This is a genomic window from Paenibacillus contaminans, assembly GCF_003285015.1.
GTDB lineage: Bacteria > Bacillota > Bacilli > Paenibacillales > NBRC-103111 > Paenibacillus_V > Paenibacillus_V contaminans.
The window spans coordinates 127,199-144,546 of sequence record NZ_QMFB01000011.1 but is presented as its reverse complement, the minus strand read 5'-3'; the positions used below and the strand labels follow the sequence as shown (position 1 = coordinate 144,546).

Sequence of the window (17,348 nt, the reverse complement as noted above, 5' to 3'; positions counted from 1 at the left end):
CTTGGCGTATCAATCGTTTCGGGAATACGCGCTGGGCACCGCCAAAATCGGCATCGGCCTCGGGGTCGTATCCGTGCTGGCGAGATGGGTGACGGGCAATACGATATTCGCTTCTCCTGAAGCGCTGATCAAGTACGGCATTTTCGGCGGCATCGGTTATGCGCTGATGGGCGCGTTAGCTTTGGCGGCGTTCGGATGGGTCGGGCGAAAGGTGCGCCGCACGTACCCGGAAGGCGAGACCATAGGCGACTTTTTTCGGCTGAAGCTGAACCGGACGGGCTATTGGGTCATGATCGCCATCCTGCTTACGATCAGCGTAGAGGGCATGTTCATGCAAGGGATGGCGGGCGGCTTGCTGCTCAATATTTTATTCGATGTGCCGATTTCGCTGGGGATGCTGGCGTTTTTTCTGTTTTGCGTCGTTTATGCCGGCTTCGGGGGGATTGTGGTCATTCACCGGATCGCCTTTTTTCAGGTCATCATCGTGTTCGTGGCCGCGATTTTGATCCCGCTTTATTTTTTTATCGAAAAAGGGGTCGAGCACGTTTATGCCGGCATTCGGCTTTATCATCCGTATTTGCTTGTGACGAACAATCATGAAGGATTGTTTTTTATCGTGACGGGCCTGTTGATCGGATGCGGCCAGGTGTTTGTCGATCAGGCTTCGTGGCAGCGCCTTTACATGGTCGAGACGAGGAACGTCGTGCCGACGTTTTTGCTGTCGGGCCTCATCTGGTCGACGATACCGCTCGCTTTCTCGGCGATGATTATGATCGTTATTTTTACAGGCGGTTTTCAAAACATTTATTCGCTGCTGTTCGATCTCATTCGTAAAATCGATTCGTTTCCGCTGCTTATCCTGTTCGTGCTTAGCGCGTTTCTGGCGGTGACGTCCGCCTTCGGGGCGGGGATTCATTCCCTGATCAGTCTGATCGTCGGCAACGTGTACCCGCTGTTCAAGCCGGAAGCCGGCGAGAAGCAAAAAATCCGGATGGGCTATATGCTGGCGCTGGCCATCGGACTGCTGTCGTTCGTGCTCACGTTCCTGCTGGAGCCGACGCTGCTGGAGCTGCTGTTTTTCTTCGGCATCATCTATGCGGCGCTGATCGTTCCCGTACTCGTCATCGTCTTCAGCAAGGGAAAAACGGGCAATGCCATTCCGTTCTGCGCGCTGCTTGGTTTGACGGCCGGCTATGCAAGCCGAGTCGAGCTCAGCCATATGAACGCCATTTGGGTGAGCGCGATCGTGTCGGCTGCGGCGGTGCTGGCGTACGAGGGCGGCAAGGTGCTGCGGCACCGGGTGCAATACCGGAAACGGTAACCGGGTACCGGACACCGCACGGGGCGGCGAGTTCGCAGCCCTATCGCAGAAAACCGCCAAGGGTGTGTCGGCTGCGATACGGCATCAGCGGAGCTCCGGGATATGCCGATCGGCAAAATCGTTCAAGGAAAGGAAATGCGGATGCTTCGATCCTACCTGCTGTTAACGTTCTGCGTCGCCGTTTGGGGAAGCAATTTCGTCTTCGGCAACGTGCTTGTCAAACAATTTTCCCCCATGTTCCTTGCTGCGGCCAGACTTCTGTTCATCACTTTGTTTCTATTCGCTTACGTGTGGCTGCGATATCGGCAGACGAACGGAAACGGCATGAAAACTTCCTTATCGGCGATCGGCCGCCGGGAGTGGAGGCTGCTCCTGCTGCTTGGGCTTGTCGGCGTATTCCTCAATCAATGGTCGTTTTACAGCGGTTTGCAAACGGCCGATCCGACCACATCCGCGCTCATCTTGGCGCTTACGCCGCTCACGACCGCCTTCCTGGCGGCGCTTTTCCTGAAGGAGCGCGTGACGCCGAGCATGCTGGCCGGCTCGCTGCTGGCGCTTTTCGGCGTCTTCTTCGTCGTCTCCGAAGGGGCGAAGCTCGAGCTGCATGTTGGCCATCTTTGGATATTCGTCACGATGCTGACCTTCGCCGGCTCGATCGTAATCGTTCGGCTCCTGGCCCGTACGCTGCCTCCGCTCATCACGACACTCGTGTCGACGACGGCCGGTTTCGCCATGATGGTGCCTGCCGTCTCGGCGAGCGGTTCGGTTTGGCGGATCAGCCAAGAGGCTTGGGCATGGGCGCTGCTCATCGCGACGGCCATCGTCATGCACGGCATCGTGACGCTCATTTGGAACGGCCAGCTGCAGAAGGTCGGCGCAGCCAGAGCGGCGATGTTCTCCAATTTGGAGCCGTTCGTCGCGATGGTCGTCGGATACGCGGTGCTCGGCCTGCCCATCACGCCTAGGCAGCTGCTCGGCTCGTTATTTATCGTCGGCGGGGTGACGCTCGCTTCCCTGTACGTATCCAAACGCAAACCGGCCGTGTCTTCTCCGAATGCCGGTGCTGAAATAAAAGGCTAATTTACTCCTTCAACGAACCTAACATCGCGCCTTTGACGAAATATTTTTGCAGAAAAGGGTAGATGATCAGGATCGGAACCGTACCGAACAAAATGATGCCCGCCTTCATCATCTCCGGCGTCGCCGCGCGCGCCAAGTCGACCGTCGTCAGCTGCGGCAGCGACGTCAGGTTGTCTTCGATGACGAGGTTGCGCAGCACGACTTGAATCGGCATTAATGTTTTCGTGCGGATGTAAATTAGGGCGCCGAAATAGGAATTCCACTGCCCGACTGCGTGGAACAGCGCGATCGTCGCGATGACCGGAGTCGACATCGGAATGGCGATCCGCCCGTAAATGCTCCATTCGTTGCAGCCGTCGATTTTCGCCGCATCGAACAGCTCGGCGGAGATGCCCTGGAAAAAGGTTTTCATAATAATGACGTTAAACGCGGTTAAAGCGCCGGGAATCATAAGCGCCCACAGCGTATTGTCCATATAAAGCGACCGGACGAGCAGGTAGCTCGGAATAAGCGGCGCGGAAAAAACGAACGTAACGATGATCCCCTTGAGCACGAGACTACGGTAAGGCATATTCGGGCGAGACAGCGCGAACGCCATCGTGGAAGTGAACAGCAGCGCGATAATCGTGCCGAAAACGGTAATATAAACGCTGACGCCGAGCGCGCGCCATAACGAGTCGGTGGCGAAAATCGTTTTGTACACTTCGATATTGAAATCCCGCGGCCAAAAATAGACGAGCTTGGCGCCGACATATTTCTGCGAGCTGAACGAAACGGCTGCGAGATGGATGAGCGGAGCCAGCATGGAGAGGCTGACGAAAACGAGCATCAAGCTGTTAAACAGCTGGAAATATCGGTCCGTACGATAAGTAGGCATGAACGTCGCCTCCGTCTTAATAAATGCTTTCGCCAGTCGATTTTTTGCTGATGTAGTTCAAGCCGACGATCAGGATGAGGCCGACGACCGATTTGAAAATGCCGACCGCCGTCGTCAGGCTGAACTGCGCGCCGAGCAGGCCGATCCGGTATACATAAGTGTCGATCACTTCCCCGACATCGCGCACGAGCGGATTGATGAAAATGAGCACCTGTTCGACGTTCGTGTCAAGCACGCCGCCGATGCGCAGCAAAAACAGGACGACGATCGCCGGCATCAGCGACGGAAGCGTAATGTACCACATCTGCCTCCAGCGGCCGGCGCCGTCGACCATTGCGGCTTCGTACAAATTCGGATTGATGCCCGCAAGAGCGGCCAAATAAATGATCATCCCCCATCCGGCTTCTTTCCAGATGCCGATCGACACGAGCATACCTCTGAAATAACTCGGATTCGTCAAATAATCGTTCGGCGCATAGCCGAGCTGCTTCATAATCGTATTGAGAAACCCGTCTATCGACAGCAGATTGATGAATATGCCTCCGACGATGACCCAGGACAAAAAATGCGGCAAATAAAGCAGCGTTTGTACCGACCGCTTCAGCCACATGCGGCGCATTTCGTTCAGCAGAAGAGCAAGCACAAGCGGGGCCGGGAAGCCGAAAACGATGGACAGCAGGCTGAGCGCCAGCGTGTTCCGCAAGATGTGGTAAAACTCCTGGAAGCCGAACATCATCCGGAAGTTGTCCAGACCGACCCAAGGACTGCTCAGAATGCCCTGGAACATGTTGTACTTTTGAAAAGCGATGACGTTGCCCGCGATCGGGATGTACTTGAACACGACAAAATGCAAAATGCCCGGCAGCGCGATCAGCAGCAGCAGCAGCGCATCCTTTTGCGAAGCTCGTTTGAACATACGGTCCGCTCCTTCTCTGACATAGCGGGGCGCCGGCCGATGTCGCCGGGCCCGTAAACGGATCCGGACGACATCGCCTCCGCGCAGCCCGGCGCTGTTGCTCCGCCATGTGCCGCTATGCCGGCTTCATCGATTTTCTTACTTGATGTTATTTTTCTTTTTGTACCATTCGGTCGCTTCCTTGATTGCTTGGTCGCCGCCGCGTTTTTTCCACTCCGCGACGAAATTTTCGAACCCTGTATCGAGATCGAGCTTGCCGGTGATCACTTTGGCGAACATGTCGAGGAACAGCGTGCCGCTGCCGATCCCAAGCTCAGGGCGCGTTGTTAGCGCTTCCAGGTTCGGCATGTACATCGCTTCGTTTTTGTATATCGAATTGTTGGCCGCCTTCAGCCCGTTTTTCAAAAGCTCGGCGTTCGGATCGACTTCGAGCACGAGCGGCTCCAGACGGCCGTCTTTGAGCATGCTGATGACGGTGCGGAACTGCTGGCTTGCGTCATTTTCCAGGTTTTCCTTGGCGGTGGCGTCGAATTTCACTTTTCCGTTTTCGAGCTTATAGTTGTGTCCTTCGATACCGTAGGCGAAAAACTTCTCCGCCGCTTCGTTCGATACGGCCCAATCCAAAAACTTGATCACATTTTCCGCGTTTTTGCTCGAGGACGGCACGACCCTGACGTAGTTGACCTGATCGTTTTCCGGGGTCAGTCCTTTTCCTTTGGGCCCTTCCGGCCCTTCAAGCATCGCGACTTTGACGTTCTTCTCGTTGACGAACAAGCTCGGCTGCCAGTCTTCCGCATAGTTCGGCACGTCGTGCATCCACATGCCGCCTTTGCCTTGCTTGATGCCCGCACGCCAGTCGGCGCTTTTGTTCGTAAACAGGTTCGAGTTCACGTAGCCTTTTTCGTAAAGATTTTTCCAAAACTTCAAGCCTTCTTTGATTTCGGGCTGAATCATTCCCGGCTGGAACTGGCCGTCCCTATACACCCACTCTCCCGGATGGACGCCGAACTCTTTGAAGAACAAGTCGCTGTAATCGAGGTTCTCGCGGACATAAAAGCCATACTCGTCGTTCGGGTCGCCGTTGCCGTTCATGTCTTGCGTTTTGACCGCTTCGAAAAACTTCAAATAATCGTCGAGCGTCTTAGGCTGGGGCATGTTCAGCTTGTCGAGCCAATCCTGGCGAATATAAATGACGCGGTAGGCGGGAACGGCGGACAAGTACGGGATACCGTATATTTTGCCGTCCTTCGATACCTTCGGACTGTCCCAGGCGGATTGCGGAATTTTCTTCTTTAAATTTTGGCCGTATTTCTCGATGAGCGGCGTCAAATCGGTAAATACCCCTTGTTCGACCGCTCCGGGATGCATGCTCGACAAAATGCTGTCGGTCCGCACGACGTCGGCCATATCCTTCGAAGCGAACCGGACCGTCATCTGCTGCGTAAAGTCCGTGCCGTGGCCGAGAAACTCGAAATGCAGATCGTACCCGGACAACCTCGACAGCTCCTTCGTGTACATGTCGTCGTCGCTTTTGTACTGCATCGCATATTTGGCCAGCGTATGCGACAGCAGGAACTTGATGCTCGGCTTCGCTCCCGAATCGGTCTTGCCTTCCTCCCCGCTTTTGGAGCTGCACGCCGCCAGCAGTCCGGACGCCAGCAGCAGCGAAGCCATGAACAAACCGGCTGACTTCACTTTCCTTCGTTCCATGCACATTTCTCCCTTATCGAAATTTTGTTATGCGCTTTCAAGGACGACTATACCTGTACTAACGTTTGACAGGCAATTATCATTTGCGCAGGGAGAGACGCAAGAAATGATCAAGAAAATAAGCGCTATTGATCATTCGAAAAAGCGGCGCTTGCGTTACTCGGACAGCGAATGGCTGCGGTATTTGCCCGGGGAGGTGCCGAAAAACTGCTTAAACGCCCGGGAGAAATTGGTCACGTTCGTGTAGCGCAGATGATCGGCAATTTCTTTAATCGGCATGCTTGTATGCGCCAGCCATTCCTTCGCTTTGTTCATCCGGTATTCGAGCAGGTAGTCGCTGAACGCCCGGTTCGTCTCTTCCTTGAACATGCGGCTCAAATGGGATGGGGACAGGTCGAACGCGTCCGCGAGGTGCTGCAGCGACAGGTCCGTTTTGTAGTGTTCGTCTACGTATTGCAGGACATGCTGAATGATTTTTGTCTGCTTTTTGACCGAAAATCGTTCCAATTGCGCCTTCACCGTCGGAAAAACGACCTGCTTCAGCCATTGCTCCACCTCCCGAATCGTCGACATGCCGTATAACTGCCGGTAGACGTCTCCTTCGAGCGCTTCATGCAGCGGGCAACCCATTTTGTACAGCATATATTCCAATTCGCCAAGCAAGTAGGAGAGCGAGCCGACGACGCCGTCCGCGCTTTTCGTGTACAGAGGGACATTTTTGAGCATGTCGGACAGCTGCAGGTTCGCTTCCTCGATATTGCCGTGAATCACATGGAAGACAATGGTTTTCTGCCGTTCGGTAATGAATTGGCTCAGCTGCTTGGCCGCGGGGCCGACGCTGCTTTCGGTGATCGTTACGTTATGTCCTAACGTCAGTCTGTGACGCAGCAGCTCGGTCGCCTGCTCGTAGCTGTCGTTGATGCTTGCGTAGCCGCGCCTCGCATCGCTGACCGCAATGCTTGCCGTAAAATGAAAATATTGCTCGCCGTACCGCCGGAAATCGTCCGCCGCCTGGAGGACACGGTTTTCTGCCTCGTCGTCTCCCGCCTCAAGCGGAACGATAACCGTCACTTGCCCCGGCTGCATCACGCCGGCCAGACAGGAGGGCCTGTCGCCGAGCAGCTCCAGGATCATTTTGCGCATGGCGTAGTGGACGAGCGTCCGGTCCTGCTCTTTATATTTGCGGATAAACTGGGGATAATCGTCGACCGACGCAATACAGACTAGAAACCGGCTGCCTTGAAGCGGCAGGCCGTACCGCTCCGTTTTGCGGCGCATTTCCTGATCGGACGCTTCTCCTAGTATGAGCTGCTGAAAGAAGTATTGCTCCAAGTAGGTCGATTGCTCGTCGATCTCCCGTTTGAGCTCGCGGTTGGACACAACCATGCTGTCGATTAACGAATCAAGCGCTTTCAATCCGTCCGAAAATTGGCCCCGGTCGCTATCGGCCGGCATGAATTTGCGCAGCAGCAGCGCTATCGGATAATAAAGCCGGTAGGAGCCGAACAACGAAAACAGCGACCACACGACGATGATGACGGCGACGACGACCAGCGTAATTTGCTTGATCTCGTCGGTCCGCTGCGTCAGCAGCTGCATCGGCGTCATGACGATGTACGTCCAATCGTTAAACGAGGAGTTCTGAAACGACATGCTGTAGTCGACGCCGTCAAGCGAATAGCTGTCCGGAAGCTTCAGCTGCGTATCCTTTTCCTTATCGAGCGGAATGTTGGCGAGCCGGGTGCCGATATCGCCTTTGTTTTTGCCGACGATCACCTTCCCGCTTTTGTCGACGATAAAAATACGGCTTTTGTTGTCCGTCGTGAGCGTATCGAAAAACTTGACGAACTCGTCGATGCTCACATGCAGCACGAGAATGCCGTCCGTATAGTACGTATACATCGGTACCGGACGGAACAGCAGCAGCGCCGGCTCGTTCTTGTCGCTATCGTCCATCACCATGAAGGAAGAGTTGTAAAGCGGCTTGTTGCTGCGCACCATTTCGGTGAACCGGGACTGCGTCATTTTGCTCGAATCGGCGGTGGAGTATACGGAGTCATATTTCACATAGGCGAGCGACATATCGAATTTGAGCGTCGAGAAGCTGTTTTCCCGCCGCACCGCTTCGATCATTTCGAACGTCTGGTTCAAACTGTCGAGCCCGGGACCCGCCTGCACCGACTTCTCCACCGCGGGGTTCGAGGCGAGGCCGATCGAGGTGATGTGCAAGCTTTTGATGATATTGTTAATCTGGTAATGAATTTGCTTGAGCGCCGCGGCATGATTGCCGTTCACCTCCTCCTGCATGCTGCGCATCGATAAATAAGCGGAGGAGAGTCCGACGATCAGAACCGGCGTAATGCTTACGAACAGCGAGAAAAGAGCCAGCTTATGTTTGAAGGTGGCCCTTTTCAATATCGATGCGAAGTTCAGCATGATCAATCCCCGCTTTCGAGACGACAGCGTCGTCCGTTTCTCTTCATAGAGAAGTATACCGGGATTTTCCATCGTCTTGTACATGGAATTTTCCATTTTCGGTAATGGCGGTAAAAAAGTGCGTTGCATATCGTTCTGGATCTGCGCTGTCAGACTCTCGGGGGTAGAGCTAACGTATACGCTATTTCATACACAAATGTCGTGAAAGCTGGTTGATGTGGCCGATGTATGCGATTTTTCATATACAACGTCGAGGATCCGGCGGATGCAGCAAAATGTATGTGATATTTCATATACATTGTGTTGCGCAGCATACGTCGTTTTCCGTAGTTCCGCATTTCGCATCGCGCCCAATTCTTGGCTTGCATCATCCTATATGACGGAGAGAAGTAGTCCGATTTCCACAAACTTGCTTCTGTTTCGTTACCGGAGCATCGGAGACGAGCGCCACGATTTACTTCAAGAAACCTCGCCGGCAGGCGAAGCGTATGCGGACGATGCTGGACTCGTTTACAAGACGGCATTTCAATCGCCATTCACCTTCACTCAGCAGACGGCCGCGCTGACCGGAGCAAGCGGCGTGCATGACATATATATCGTATTCAAAGGCGGTCCGGGAGTAGGCAACTTCGATTGGATGAAGTTCAGCAATTAGCGTTACGAAACAGGGGCATTTTGAAAAAAGACTGTCCAAGTGTCCGCAATGGACGCGAGGGCAGTCTTGTTTTTGGGGGCAAAGGAAAGCTTCGCTTTCCTAAAAAATAAAAACCCACAAACGCATACGGTTGTGGATTCACAGCTAATAGAGGAAAATGCAATGCAGAAAATTTTGGGATTCCCGCTGCAAGCTTTATAGTCTATTTCAAGCTTACATAGTCGGAATGGAATGGGTATTACTGCTGCACTCTCAGCGAATCGTTGTTGATAATAAATTTGCCGAGCTTGCTGCCGTTCTTTTTGTCTAAGTTCGGTGGGGGTAGAAACATGGCTTTTATCCTCCTTTTATGAACCGTATAGTATTTTCTTCCTAGACTTATTATAGCTTGGAATAGCCGTTTAAGGTAGCTCTGAGTTGGTGAATTTTGACACAAAAAACGGTTTCTTCTCCGGCCGATCCGTTACGGGTGTAGCTTGGTTCGGAAAATTTCGAGTAAAGTCGGCATAAATATGTATTTTCGGATAAAGCGGCAAATCTTATTTCTTGCGTTTCCGGATGAGCCTCGACAATCTGCTCGACCATGCTGCGAAGCCCTTTAAGGAAGATCTGCGTACCCCGGTATGCCTTATCGAGAATGGCCGTGTCTACGAAGGCGATCTCTTTATCTATAAATTCATTTTCCGGCATTCCGTGATAGTAGCCCAACATCCCGATTACTTGATTGTCGGCATCCGCTATATAAAGCAAATGCCCTTCCGTCATATACGTGCATAGCACGGATACCATGTCCAAAGTCCCGAAGGCGAGGTGCAGGTCGCGCTTATTCTCAAGGGCGAATAAACTGACTTTGGCAAGCTCCTCATCGCTGACGCAGCGCCGTAAAACAGTCGTCATTATGTTGCCTCCTTCCAACATGTCTTTTCGCAAATACGTTTCTTTCATTTCCCCGTCAGATATCCATAGATTACCTTAGTTTATTGAAGCTGTAAACGATTCCGGCGGTTGAAAAGCAAGCTAATCCTTATCGCACTAAGCCGGGATCCAAAGAAAATGGTGTCGCTTAAATTAAGTTTGCATATTCAAGCATTCTACGAATCATGATTACAATTTCAGCTCTAGTAACAGGATCTTGCGATGCTAGCGTATGAGCAGTTTTCCCTTGCAGTAAACCCGTTTCAATCGCCACAGCCACTGCATTTTCAGCCCAGCCGGATACTTTATCTGCATTACCATACTGCCCTAAAATTTGTTTAACTTTATCATCGGATAAAGCAACTTTGACCCCAACCATTTGCAATGCTCTCGTGATGACCACGATCGTTTCTTCTCTTGTCATGTTTTGATTAGGTCGGAACGAGCTATTTTCATACCCTTGAATGAGTGATCTATTCAATGGTATCGAAGCCGCCGCCCAGTTATCAGGGGGAAGATCATTGAACCGACCTTGATATGGAGTGCTGACCAGCCCTAATGCCCTACCCAATATTGCTGTAAATTCCGCTCTAGTTACATCCGCATCTGGGACAAAAGTCGTTTCCGTCATACCGCTCACAATCAATCGGCTTGCAAATTCATCAATAGCTGCTTTTGCCCAATGCCCCTGGGTATCTGCAAAACTCTGCTGATGTGGAATCAATGCAATCGTTCCATCCACAAACGTATAAACTTCAGCATAACGTTTTCCATCTTTCATAACGATTTTCGTCGGTACAGTGATAAATGAACCATCCTCTGCTATTACAATTGCCAATTGCTCCCTTTAGTGAAGCCTGCGGGCCAATTGCTGTATCCCGTCATTTCTCCGGTAGATGGATTAACCTTGACTAATTCGTTGGCATTATAAGGAATCATCCATATACTCGTACCGTCATAGACGCCGCCGGCAAAGGCAGAGGATCCTTTTGTAAATCCGCTAGGCCAGGACTGGTATCCGGTAAAAGCGGTCCCTGCCACTTCATTCCTAGGAATGGAGCCGCTATATCCAATCCCATCTTGACTGGAGATGGTTGCAGCCGCTGCAGCGGTCGATATGATGCCAACGTCTACGCTGAACTTCCCCGGTACTATACCTGTTGTAAAAAATAAAATAATTAAGCCCATAAGCGATAATTTACTACTAATCCTTGTCACTGTTCATACGTCCTTTCGCAAAGAAGATCCTTCGTTGCTGAAAACGCCTACGGTTCTCAACTTCAAAAATGACAAAATGGCAGTTCAAAACCGGCTCCTCATATCTACGCTAGAGCAAATCGTTAACCTGCAACATCCTATAATGTTACCGTCTACTCACTATAAATTAATTGAAGTGATCAATCTGTAACTCCGATTACATTTTATGAAAATATAGATAAATCTACGGGCAATGCTTTTCAGATGGAAAGTAAGTATCAGTAATTTTTATTGGATATAAATAACACGCGTCGTATACTGTGGAGAAAAAGGAGGAGGGTGCCTTTTGCAGGGAATCAAGCGATCGATCGACAACATCCCCATATTTCCGAAGCTGGTCGTGACCTTTCTGATCATCACGCTGCCGTTATTCACACTAAGTCTCGTGCTGAACGATCTGGGCAAACAGGAGGTCAAAAACCAGATTTCCAATTCGATCCGGATGAACATCCACTATTACTTCACGCTGCTCGAGAAGGAGCTGGACCGGATTATTCGGACGCAGCAAGAGTTCGTCAATGACGAGGATCTTCTACAGCTGAGCAATTCCTTGTCGATATTGTCCGACTATCAGCGCACGAAAGCGATCAATGATGTGAAGCTAAGACTGACGACGTTAAAAGATTCCAGCGCATACATCAAGGACATCAGCGTATTTGTGAATTCGCTCAACGGGACCGTGTCGACCTCCAGCAGGGAGGAAACGCCCGACGACGGAGAGGAAGCCCGGGAAATATACGAGGCCACGTATACGGGCGGAATTCCGATTACGATCTGGCAGGACCGCCTCTTTTTGAATTTGACTTATCCGAGCAACTTGAAGCAGACGAAGAAGGATGCGCAATTCATTCAAAATATCGAGCTTTCCGTGGAAGCGCTAACAAACGCGTTGAAAGCTTTCCCGCACGAAGGCGGGGCCGTGCTGTTCAGCGAGAACTGGACGGTCGGCAACGGCAAATATCCGGAAACGTCGGCCGACATCCGGGACAAGCTGGTGGAACCGATCGGGCAATCCGCGGCTTTCGTGAAGCAGGTGAAGGTCGGGAACGAGACGTACATCGTCATCTACGAAAAGTCCGTGTTCCTCGGCGCTTCGCTTCTCTTCTACTTCCCCGAGAACGTCTTGCTGGGGCAGTTAAAGACATACGGCCTCTGGTTTTGGCTGCTTGTGGCCAGCTCCGTAATTATCGTCGTTCTTTTCTCGTACGGCATCTATCTTCTGATTCACCGTCCCCTGCAAAACCTGATTAAACGTTTCCGGAGCGTGGAAGCGGGCAACTTCAGCACGATGCTTCCCTCGTCCCGCAGGGATGAATTCGGGTATATTTTCAACCGTTTCGAACGCACCGTAGTGAATTTGAAAACGCTGATCGACGAGCTTTACGTGCAGAGGATCAGACTTCAACAGTCCGAGCTAAAGCAATTGCAGATGCAGATTACCCCTCACTTTCTCTACAACAGCTTTTATATTTTGCACCGCTTGATCAAACGCGAGGAGAACGAAAAGGCGGAGTTGGTTTCCAAAAACTTGGGCGATTATTTTCACTATATTACGAGAAACGGGCTGGAAGAGGTTCCGGTCGAACACGAAGTCAGCCATGTCCGCTCCTACGTGGAGATCCAGAACGTCCGGTTTTCCAACCGCATTATCGTCGAATTCGAGACGCTTCCCGAAGCGTTTCACGGCGTTATGATACCCCGTCTGATTTTGCAGCCGCTCGTGGAGAACGCCTATGAACACGGACTTGGAGAAATCGTGACCGAGGGCCGGCTGCGAATCGGCTTCGAGGAGGGAACGGACAAGCTCTATTTTTCGGTGGAAGACAATGGAGAAGGGATAGCGGACGAGCAGCTTGCGGAAATGAACGCCAGGCTGAATGCGGAGGACGACGGGGAGACGACGGGGCTGATCAATATTCACCGCAGGCTGAGGCTGAAGTTCGGAGACCGCGGCGGCTTGGAAATGATGCGGGGCGAGCTGGGCGGCATGAAGGTACGGATTTATATTCCTAACGACATAGGCAAAGGAGAATAAACATGCATCGCATATTGATCGTTGACGATGAGCCGATAATTGTGGACAGCCTGTATGATTTGCTTGTTGGAACTGCTCATTTGGAACTGGAGGTCAAGCGCGCTTACAACGTTTACGAGGCGTTGGATTGCCTGCGGCAAACCCGGATCGACGTCGTCATTTCGGACATCCGGATGCCGGGGATGAGCGGGATCGAGCTGCACAAGCAAATCGTTGAAAGCTGGCCGCGCTGCAAAGTTATTTTTCTGACCGGCTATAACGACTTCGATTACGCGCGCCATGCGATTCGTACGGGCGGGGTCGTCGACTATGTGCTGAAAAACGAAGACGATCACGCCGTTCTGGCGGCGCTTGAGAAGGCGATCGCGGAATCGGAAAAGCTCCAAAGCGGCGACGCCTACCTGCTGAGCGCAAAGACAAAGCTGCAGTTGGCTATTCCCGCGCTGCAGCGAAATATTTTATTCGATCTGATGCGCGATCCCGAGCCCTCTCCGACAGAATACGGGACAAAATTCACGAAGTCCGGGATTTCTTTGAGTCTGGACGATGAAGTGTGGCTCGTGATGGGGAGAGTGGACGCATGGCCGGAAGGAACAAGCGAGGCGGAACGAATGCAGCTTCTTTACGCCTGTCAAAATATTGCGGAGGAATATTTGAGTCCGACGGTCGAGAGCGTCTTTTTCGCGTTCGAATCCGGAAAGCTTGCGTGGTTTATGCAGCCGAAACCGTTTATGCGGGCGAACGAGTCCGAAGAGGGGCCGGAGCGGGAAATAGAGCGCATGAAAACGCGAACGTACAGCATTATGGAGTCGGTCCAAACGACGTGCCGGCAGCTGCTGAAGCTCTCTTTGTCGCTCGTTATGGCACGGGAGCCTTCCGCTTGGGAGAACGCGGGAGCTCAATTCCACTACTTGAAAGCATTGCTCGGTCAAAGCCCGGACAGCGGGCAAGAGCTGTTCATCATGGACTCCGATCAGTTCGGCATCCGGGCGGAGCCGGTTCGTGATTATGCGCCGGCGGAATCGCAGCAGTTGAAGAAGCAGTACGAGCTGCTGGAGCAAATGCTGGCCGGCGGGCAGAGGGAGAGCTTCGAAAAACGGTTCGGCGAAATCGCAAGCCAAGTGGCTTCGTCCGGTTACCGCTACCAGCTGGAAACGTTCCATACGCTTTCGCTGTGCCTGATTTCCCATGCAATCCGAATGGGGCTGTTCGACGAGTTGTTTCAGAAAATGGATCTCCGAAAAACGACGCAATACGACTCGCACGAATCATGGAGCGCCGCTTGCGCTTATTTGACTAAGGCTGCCGAGGAGCTGCTCGACCGCGGCGAGCCCGAATCCGCGGAGCAAAGCGAACGGCTGATCGCTTCTTTGCACCGGTACGTCCAGTCCAATCTCGGCGGCGATCTTTCGCTGACCCGTCTATCCTTGGTCGTCCATCACAGCCCGACATACCTGTCCCGGCTCTATAAGAGGGTGACGGGGGGAATGCTGTCGGATTACATCACCGAGGAGCGAATGAACAAAGCGCGGCAGCTGCTCTCCCAAACGACGGTCAAAATCCAAGACATCGCGACCCAAGTCGGCTACGAAGCCGCGCCGCAATTCAACCGTTCCTTCAAGAAGGCGTTTCGAATGACGCCTCAGGAGTACAGGGATTTGAGCTACCGGGCCGATGAACGGATCAGCGCAACAAATGTCAAGGAAAGCAACAATGGCAAATAGCTTCGAATTTCCTCATCTTTTATGCTAAAGATGCAAGCACATAACGATGTAAGGGGGAACGGGCATGAAAGGAAGGACCGCAAGAGGAATCCTGGCGTCCGTATTGGCGCTGGCGACGGTTTTCACGGCGGCTTGCTCCAAGAATAACGAGGGGAAGGACGGCCAAGCCTCCGGCACTCCGGCAAGCAGCGCCGAAGCGACCGCAACGGCAACAGGTTCGCCGAAGCCGGCCGCAACCGTCGATCCGATGGGCAAAATCGATCCGCCGATCGAGGTGACGGCCGTAAGACCTCTCGACGGAGCGACCAAATTCGCGGAAGGGGAGTCCATCGATAAAAACGCCTGGAATCAGCTTTACGAGGACGAATTCGGCATCAAGCTCAAATACTTGTGGGTGGCCGATCCGACTCAATACAATCAGAAGCTTAATGTCGCTATGGCTTCCGGAAAATTGCCCGATATTATGCCGGTCGATGCGACGCAGTTCAATCAATTGGTCGAAGCCGATCAGTTGGAGGATCTTTCCGCAGCGCTTGAGCAGTACGGACTGCCGATCACAAAAGAACTGCTGAAGAAGGACGGTGGCTTGGGACTGGATTCGGCTACATTCGGCGGCAAGCTGCTGGGCATTCCGGTCAACCCGGGCGCCGTTGACAATGCTCCGCTGTTGTGGGTGCGGACGGATTGGCTGAAGAAGCTGAACCTGCCGGAGCCGAAGACGATGGATGACGTGTTCAAGATCGCGGAGGCGTTCGTGAACCAGGATCCGGACGGCAATGGAAAAAAAGACACCTACGGCTTGGGGCTGGATAAACTCTTGTACGACCCGGTATTTGGCTTGGCCGGCTTTTTCAACGGTTATCACGCTTACCCGCAGATTTGGGTCGAAGACCAAGCCGGCAAATATGTCTACGGCAGCATTCAGCCGCAAATGAAAACGGCGCTGGCTAAGCTCCAGGAGATGTACAAATCGGGATTGATCGACCGCGAGTTCGGCGTGAAGGACATCGAAAAATTGATCCAGATGGGCAATTCGGGGAAATTGGGGCTGTTCTACGGCGTCATGTACGGCAACTCCTATTTCGCCGAAGGAAGGAAACTGGATCCGGCGATGGACTGGATGCCGTTCGAGCTACCTTCGGTCGACAACCAAAAGGTTAAACCTCAGCTGGTGTTCCCGATCGGCAAATATTTCGTCGCCAAAAAAGGGATGAAGCATCCCGAGGCACTGATTAAAATGCTGAACGCCTTCTCTTACGATTGGGACCGGAACAAATATCCGCTTACAAAAATCAATCAAGACGGCGATATCCCCAAATGGATGTACGCTCTCGTGACGGGCTCCGATCCGACGCAAAATCTCGATATGGTCGACAGGGTATCGAAGGCGCTTGAGAAAAACGATGAATCGCTTCTCAATGCCAAGGCGCCGGGGCAGAAGATTTTCTACGACAGTCTTCGCAAATGGGAAAAAGGCGACAGCGAGGGATGGACGTACGCCAGAATCTACGACGCTCAGAAGCTCTTGTCCGCTTATAACAAGAACAATGGGTTCTACATGACGAAGTACATTGCAGGTCCTACGGCCACGATGGTGGAAAAAGGACAGACGCTGGATAAGATGGAGCTCGAAACGTTTACGAAAATCATTATGGGCGAAGTGTCGATCGACGCATTCGACGAATTCGTGGCCAACTGGAAAAAACTTGGCGGCGATAAAATAACCGAGGAAGTGGCTAGCTGGAAGGCAAGCAAATAAGAAGTGGCTAGCTGGAAGGCTAGCTACTAAGCGGGAAAACGGAACGCGGCTAGCGGAAGGTTAGCGAATAAGCCTAGTACCACATCAAATCGTAGGGGAAGCCTAGTGATTGCCACATAAGGAACCTAACTCGCATTCGCTTCTCTACGTGAGAACGAACACGTCTCCGTATGGAGAAGCAGCGCTTCCTGTAAAACATACAGTTAATTTTGGTTACAAGGCGAGAAAAAGGATTTTAACTGTAAAAACTACAGGTAATTTTGGACATTTCTCCGTATTTGGGCCATTTCAAAAATATTAACTGTAGTTTTTCCATCATAATCTTTAAATTCGTGATATTTTCGAAAACTAACTGTAGTTTTTCCAGTTTGCTTTGAGAATTTGCACAAATCCCTTTATCAATCTGCGGTTGTAGAGTTGAAAGACCTGAAAAATCAAATGTTCATCATCTGTGGTGCCGCAAAGCGCGGCATAGGGGCTAGCTGGAAGGCAAGCGAAAAAACGGGAAAACGGAACGCGGTTAGTGGGAAGGCTAGCGGATTAACGGAAAAACGGAGTGCGGTTAGCTGGAAGGCCAGCGGATTAACGGAAAAACGGAGTGCGACTAGCTGGAAGGCTAGCAAATAAGCGGGAATGAACGCGGTAGCGGCTAGTTGGGAGGTT

The 17,348-nt window shown here is 52.1% G+C and carries 13 protein-coding genes; 6 read left to right on the top strand and 7 right to left on the bottom strand.

Annotated features, from left to right (window positions below):
- Position 1: 1 nt before the first annotated feature.
- Together DQG23_RS19485 and DQG23_RS19480 are read left to right on the top strand one after the other, a co-directional pair.
- Positions 2-1,321 carry an SLC5/6 family protein gene (locus tag DQG23_RS19485; protein ID WP_113032551.1) on the top strand — a complete coding sequence of 440 codons (1,320 nt, stop codon included), beginning with the start codon at positions 2-4 and terminating at the stop codon, positions 1,319-1,321.
- Positions 1,322-1,423: 102 nt separating this feature from the next.
- On the top strand, positions 1,424-2,401 hold the full coding sequence (locus tag DQG23_RS19480) for a DMT family transporter (RefSeq protein WP_420330243.1): 978 nt from the start codon (positions 1,424-1,426) through the stop codon (positions 2,399-2,401).
- Between the two features lies 1 nt (position 2,402).
- Here the strand turns inward: DQG23_RS19480 and DQG23_RS19475 are convergent, their stop codons facing one another.
- The 4 genes from DQG23_RS19475 to DQG23_RS19460 form a co-directional block, all read right to left on the bottom strand.
- Positions 2,403-3,278, bottom strand: coding sequence for a carbohydrate ABC transporter permease (locus tag DQG23_RS19475; protein ID WP_113032550.1), 876 nt, complete (start codon positions 3,276-3,278; stop codon positions 2,403-2,405).
- A gap of 16 nt (positions 3,279-3,294) precedes the next feature.
- Positions 3,295-4,194 carry an ABC transporter permease gene (locus DQG23_RS19470; RefSeq protein WP_113032549.1) on the bottom strand — a complete coding sequence of 300 codons (900 nt, stop codon included), beginning with the start codon at positions 4,192-4,194 and terminating at the stop codon, positions 3,295-3,297.
- A 138-nt stretch (positions 4,195-4,332) separates the two neighbouring features.
- Positions 4,333-5,904, bottom strand: coding sequence for an extracellular solute-binding protein (locus tag DQG23_RS19465; RefSeq protein ID WP_158560597.1), 1,572 nt, complete (start codon positions 5,902-5,904; stop codon positions 4,333-4,335).
- Between the two features lie 156 nt (positions 5,905-6,060).
- Positions 6,061-8,424 (bottom strand): helix-turn-helix domain-containing protein, encoded by a 2,364-nt coding sequence (locus tag DQG23_RS19460; protein WP_158560596.1) that lies wholly within the window; start codon positions 8,422-8,424, stop codon positions 6,061-6,063.
- Between the two features lie 292 nt (positions 8,425-8,716).
- Between DQG23_RS19460 and DQG23_RS19455 the strand changes: the two genes are divergently transcribed.
- Complete coding sequence (locus tag DQG23_RS19455) at positions 8,717-8,995, top strand: carbohydrate-binding protein (protein WP_158560595.1); 279 nt, start codon at positions 8,717-8,719, stop codon at positions 8,993-8,995.
- A gap of 381 nt (positions 8,996-9,376) precedes the next feature.
- Here the strand turns inward: DQG23_RS19455 and DQG23_RS19450 are convergent, their stop codons facing one another.
- The 3 genes from DQG23_RS19450 to DQG23_RS41835 all read right to left on the bottom strand — a co-directional run bounded on the left by DQG23_RS19450 (position 9,377) and on the right by DQG23_RS41835 (position 11,128).
- Positions 9,377-9,892 (bottom strand): GNAT family N-acetyltransferase, encoded by a 516-nt coding sequence (locus tag DQG23_RS19450; protein WP_113032545.1) that lies wholly within the window; start codon positions 9,890-9,892, stop codon positions 9,377-9,379.
- Positions 9,893-10,058: 166 nt separating this feature from the next.
- Complete coding sequence (locus tag DQG23_RS19445; RefSeq protein WP_113032544.1) at positions 10,059-10,748, bottom strand: S-layer homology domain-containing protein; 690 nt, start codon at positions 10,746-10,748, stop codon at positions 10,059-10,061.
- On the bottom strand, positions 10,736-11,128 hold the full coding sequence (locus DQG23_RS41835; protein ID WP_146762337.1) for a hypothetical protein: 393 nt from the start codon (positions 11,126-11,128) through the stop codon (positions 10,736-10,738). The genes DQG23_RS19445 and DQG23_RS41835 overlap by 13 nt, the downstream gene beginning before the upstream one ends.
- A gap of 325 nt (positions 11,129-11,453) precedes the next feature.
- Here DQG23_RS41835 and DQG23_RS19435 point away from each other — a divergent pair, with 325 nt between their 5' ends.
- The 3 genes from DQG23_RS19435 (at position 11,454) to DQG23_RS19425 (ending at position 16,685) form a co-directional block, all read left to right on the top strand.
- Positions 11,454-13,202, top strand: coding sequence for a sensor histidine kinase (locus DQG23_RS19435; protein WP_113032542.1), 1,749 nt, complete (start codon positions 11,454-11,456; stop codon positions 13,200-13,202).
- A gap of 2 nt (positions 13,203-13,204) precedes the next feature.
- Entirely contained in the window at positions 13,205-14,926 is a 1,722-nt protein-coding gene (locus DQG23_RS19430; protein ID WP_113032541.1) for a response regulator, read from the top strand.
- A 64-nt stretch (positions 14,927-14,990) separates the two neighbouring features.
- On the top strand, positions 14,991-16,685 hold the full coding sequence (locus DQG23_RS19425; protein ID WP_113032540.1) for an extracellular solute-binding protein: 1,695 nt from the start codon (positions 14,991-14,993) through the stop codon (positions 16,683-16,685).
- The last annotated feature ends 663 nt before the right edge of the window (positions 16,686-17,348 follow it).

What these genes read in the sequence shown, in the direction of transcription:
- DQG23_RS19480 (WP_420330243.1), top strand. Translation starts at nt 1,424, where the DNA reads ATGCCGATCGGCAAAATCGTTCAAGGAAAGGAAATGCGGATGCTTCGA.
- DQG23_RS19475 (WP_113032550.1), bottom strand. Translation starts at nt 3,278, where the DNA reads ATGCCTACTTATCGTACGGACCGATATTTCCAGCTGTTTAACAGCTTG.
- DQG23_RS19470 (WP_113032549.1), bottom strand. Translation starts at nt 4,194, where the DNA reads ATGTTCAAACGAGCTTCGCAAAAGGATGCGCTGCTGCTGCTGCTGATC.
- DQG23_RS19465 (WP_158560597.1), bottom strand. Translation starts at nt 5,904, where the DNA reads ATGGAACGAAGGAAAGTGAAGTCAGCCGGTTTGTTCATGGCTTCGCTG.
- DQG23_RS19460 (WP_158560596.1), bottom strand. Translation starts at nt 8,424, where the DNA reads ATGTACAAGACGATGGAAAATCCCGGTATACTTCTCTATGAAGAGAAA.
- DQG23_RS19455 (WP_158560595.1), top strand. Translation starts at nt 8,717, where the DNA reads ATGACGGAGAGAAGTAGTCCGATTTCCACAAACTTGCTTCTGTTTCGT.
- DQG23_RS19450 (WP_113032545.1), bottom strand. Translation starts at nt 9,892, where the DNA reads ATGACGACTGTTTTACGGCGCTGCGTCAGCGATGAGGAGCTTGCCAAA.
- DQG23_RS19430 (WP_113032541.1), top strand. Translation starts at nt 13,205, where the DNA reads ATGCATCGCATATTGATCGTTGACGATGAGCCGATAATTGTGGACAGC.
- DQG23_RS19425 (WP_113032540.1), top strand. Translation starts at nt 14,991, where the DNA reads ATGAAAGGAAGGACCGCAAGAGGAATCCTGGCGTCCGTATTGGCGCTG.